This window comes from Paraburkholderia humisilvae (assembly GCF_902859855.1).
GTDB classification, from domain to species: domain Bacteria; phylum Pseudomonadota; class Gammaproteobacteria; order Burkholderiales; family Burkholderiaceae; genus Paraburkholderia; species Paraburkholderia humisilvae.
On record NZ_CADIKH010000189.1, the window covers coordinates 1 to 4333 of the forward strand.

Annotated in this window: 1 protein-coding gene and 3 pseudogenes; 1 reads left to right on the forward strand and 3 read right to left on the reverse strand. The window is 53.9% G+C overall.

The features are described 5' to 3' along the window. Window positions 1-124 precede the first annotated feature (124 nt). Window positions 125-304: pseudogene (locus HV796_RS46250) on the reverse strand (hypothetical protein); the annotation flags it as partial. A 12-nt stretch (window positions 305-316) separates the two neighbouring features. After that, a pseudogene (locus tag HV796_RS40460) lies at window positions 317-559 on the reverse strand (transposase); the annotation flags it as partial. A gap of 250 nt (window positions 560-809) precedes the next feature. Here HV796_RS40460 and HV796_RS40465 point away from each other — a divergent pair. Further along, window positions 810-3899 (forward strand): OTU domain-containing protein, encoded by a 3090-nt coding sequence (locus HV796_RS40465; RefSeq protein ID WP_175233310.1) that lies wholly within the window; start codon window positions 810-812, stop codon window positions 3897-3899. A gap of 53 nt (window positions 3900-3952) precedes the next feature. Here HV796_RS40465 and HV796_RS45005 read toward each other — a convergent pair. Then, window positions 3953-4223 (reverse strand): annotated as a pseudogene (locus HV796_RS45005) (IS110 family transposase); the annotation flags it as partial. Window positions 4224-4333 lie beyond the last annotated feature (110 nt).

The window sequence follows — 4333 nt, forward strand, 5'->3', positions numbered from 1 at the left end:
GTTGTTGCCAGAGCTTCACACCCTCCCGTTACCAGGAACGCATGTCCGGCCAGGCAACTGCTGGTCGTACAACAGGTCACGGCGACGCGATATTCTGCGAAGCGTGACAAGGCAAGAGCGAGCTTTACCGCCAACTGCATGCCGCTTGACGCGCGGCTGACGGCGACACGTATCGCACGGCGCGAATGATTGTCGAGCTCAACCAGTCGATGACCTCGTCCGTCGTTTCGCGACGCGTTGCAAAGCGCTGGCCGCGGATGCGTGCTCGCTTGAGCGATCCCCACAGGCTCCCGGTCGGCGCGTTGACGCTCCTATGTCAATGGAGAGGCGTCGAATCGGCCAGATCGACCAGGATGAGCGGGTACAGTTCCCGGACGATATAGCGCTTCAGACAGCGATGGATTTCCTTGTTCGACATGCCTTCCTTTGTCCGACGATCCACATACGCACGGGTATGCGGATCACTGCGCATCCGAACCATGGCAATGATCCATAGGGCGTTATTTGCGGACCGATCACCGCCTCTGTTCAAACGATGCCGGACCGTCTTGCTCGACGACACACTGTTGTTCGAGTGCGGATCGTTCCACTAAACTTGTTCATGCCGGCCTCCTGTGCGTCAAGTCGCTGGGTTTGCACCCTGACTCTACGCCCGGCCGTTCTATCCGAACGGCGGAACGGCCAGTTATATGATTACCAGAACTTGAGTGATGACTCTGGCGGGAAAACGGTGACCTTGATAGAGCGATTTCGATTTTTTCATCTCGCCACCTTACGTGACCGCCTCATCAACATGACAATGCCCACAGATGAAACCACAGAATTCAAGATTGCCAAAGCAGATGCTGGAAGACTGGAGAAAAGGGATTGATAGACACAATGCGTGGCAACAGGAGCATCCTGGGACGTCGAAGCGCAGTAAAGTCCCGCCAGGTTCGTCCCAGCTCGCCTATGCTGGTCGAGCAATGTTTTTCGCGGCATTGTTGACAGGAGACCACATTTCGAAGGTCCAGGCGGCCGTTGCGTCTTCCAGCGGCAGTTCCGCCCGAGGACGGACGCACCACTATACAAACGAAGGCGCTTCATCATCAGCACAGGGGCCCAAAGACCCAGCGCAAAGCAAAGCCGAGAAAGATGACTGCCACGCGCTTGAGCGACAGGCGGTAACAACCGGTTTCACCGGTCCAACCGAATCAAGTAAGGAACTTCACGCTACCGCCTTCGAACCAAAAGGAACGTCCACTAGCATGCTCCGGAGCAAGCGCTTTGACGTGGACTTCGAGATCTTCCAGCCCAGTACGGTTTCGACGCACCGCGTATGGAACGCGGACACACCGCCTGTGAAGTTACAGTCTCCGTCGCTCAAGGGCGACCTGCCGATTGACCCGGACGGGTTGATCGGAGCACGTGTTCGGGCAATGCGCGAACTTTTGGGAGCGGTAGCCGAGGGCAAGGAAGATGAGCAACTACTGGAACTAGCCAATAGCATCCATCGGTCGGCCCATCTCGTCGAGCCTATGAACAGCACAGCTGTTGACTTATCGCTGGCTCTGTTTAACGAGGAGATGGCGATCTGGGCGCGCGCTCAGGGGGACGGGAAACATATAAGCGAACACATCCGGATAGAGGCATTCCGTGAGGCATGGTCCTTTGCGCTGAATCCTCCGCCATCTCCGGAGTTCAAGAGCCAAACCGAGCTGGCACAATCCTACATCACGGAAAACAAAATAGAACAGATCGACGATCCTGATATAAAAGCACTGCAAACATTCGATGTGCCCGAGCTCGGTTTGATCCGAACACTCAAGGGTATCGTAATATCAGATGCAGATCTGCTTTCCATGCTAGCCCGAACTCCAAATATTAAGATCAAATATTTCAAACAATTCGATCAATATATTCGCTCACATCTCGAAGCTGCTGTGAACGCGAAAATACTCTCAAATCTGGACGATGCGAAGATTGGCAGGTTAACCATTGAGTATCGCCCGGAGAATGCGTGGGCGATACGGGATGTGCGTGTGAAATGGCGTCATGGCCCGTATCGAGGCGAAGTACCTTACTCTGCCAGTCTGAGTCCTCGCGAGCCGGCGATGCTTGTACCTGCACCTGATGGTCGCCATCTTTTGATTAGCCCTGATGGCTCATTGAAATATGTCAATGATGCTTTCAAGAACGGGAAGATTCATAAGGAGGCGATTCTCGATGCTTTAGGAATAAAAGTTTTTTTGGACAAAAATGAAAAAAAAGAAAAATCAGGTACCACAACGAGCGTGCACGACATTAGTCTGCGGGCGGTGTATGTGAGAAATACGCCACATCGCCTCTTTACGATAAGAAAAATCATGCAGGGTAAGATCGCGCATCATATTCTTTCATTAATCGAGACATGGAAGGAAAGAGAATATGAGCCTGACGCAGGAGAGCGTCTACTGAATTTCGTCGTTCCATTTTACGAGATAATAAATCGCGCGCAACTTGATTCGGAATACAAGATCAAGGCATCGGATATTGCGATCGATGTGATTAGCCTTGGGTTTACGCTCGCTTCGATTGGAGGTAGCACGCTAAGCCTTAAGGGTGTCATGGCTGGTATTAGCGCTGCACGCACCGCAAAGGCCGCAACGGCCTCCGCAAGGGCATCCAACTTCCTGCGCGCGGTGTTTTCTGATTTCAAGACCAGCTCGTTTCTGAAAAAAACTGGTAAGGAATTAACTGATTTTGTCATGCCTATTTTCACCGCCGGCGGCCTAATGCGGACAGCAAGCCGGCTACCTAAGCTGGTTTTGTCCAGAAAGGTTGGCTTCGAGCTGGCGCAGATGGATAGCGCGATTGTCAGAATTGCTACGGGCAAAGATCGTTCGATCAATTTGGTTAAAAGGCTTTTCACGAAGGCGAGTACGAGCTCATTCACGGTTGATGATGCGGCCACTCTTGTTAGCCGGAACCCGGCGAGCTTATTCATTGACGAGAAAAGGGGTTTCGCCTATCACGGCGTCGTCTTCCGCGGTGACATGAGGGCTCCAGATGTCATATTCTCACAAGGGTTCAAACTGAGGAGCCGGGTCGAGGATCTGACCGAGGTCAACGGATTTCGGGGCGGATTTGGTGGAGGTAAGAATGCCTTGGACATGGACGGAAAGGGTATCTCTACCTCTCCATATATGAAAATCGATGGCGCTGGAGCGGATGTCTATGGACGCGATAGAGGCGGATATACCTATGTCATAGACGCAACCAATCTGGAGGGTTACGACCTGTACCGCAACGATCACTTTGCCAAGGCTCACAACGGCTACAAGCAAAGAAAAATGCTACACGCGCTGGACAAAGCGCGAAAGGAGGCGATGTTTGCTTTTCCTCGCTCTCTGGAGATCAACTATGGAACTGATATTCCGGTCAAAAATATACTAGGTGCATTTGATAAAAGCGGCAACTACGTTCCCAATCTTTCACTCGCCAACAAGCTTGTCGATCATATTCAACCAACGCATCGCCTGCGGGCTATTGCAGATCGACTGCGCACGGCCGGTGATTGGGACGGCGCTTTCGGCGACATTGCACCGATGGCAGCGGCAAGTGCCTTGGGGCGCCAGATTGTTATCCACGGTCACCCGGCACACGCTAGCCCTCTTGTGATACTACCGCGTGGCCTCGAGTCGGGGCCGCCCATCCATGTCATCTATCGACCAGGGCATTATCAAGCTTTGGTCAACGGGAGGGCGTATGAAGTCCCCGGTGATGGCGACTGCTTCTTTCGTGCGGTGCTAATGGGGGTGCAAGACATAAGGCACGCCTCAGACGTTGCTCCGCAAGCCGTTCGGCACTTGCGAGAACAGACCGCACAGGAGGTTCTGCGTTATCCGGCGGACTATGAGCCGTTTCTGATCATTTCGTGACAGCACGTGCACGCGCTTCAGCAGAAAATTTCTCTGACTTAGCCTCAGGTCTGTTATGCCGGCTGCGCAGTGCACCGCGGCAATGCCAGCGACATTGCCAGACGGCCGATATCCCGGATAAAGCCCGCCAGTTCCCGGGCAACCGCTACCACGGCAACGCTTACATTCTCGCGTCGTGAATTTGCGATACCTCTTGCATAGTCGGAGCTGGGCATCCCACGCGCGTTCAATGATCGCCTTTGGAATACCTTCGTGTCGAGGCTGCAGCGTTTTGCCTGCGCGCGCCGGATGCCGGTAGCTCCACGCGGCTTCGACCGGTAGCTTAGTGGGTAGCCACGCTTCCTCTCGGAAACGCGGCCCCCGAAGAACCGTGCATGCGAGCTTTCCCCGCACACGGCTCGCGCACAGCATTAAGCGCCTTGCTGACGCCGGTC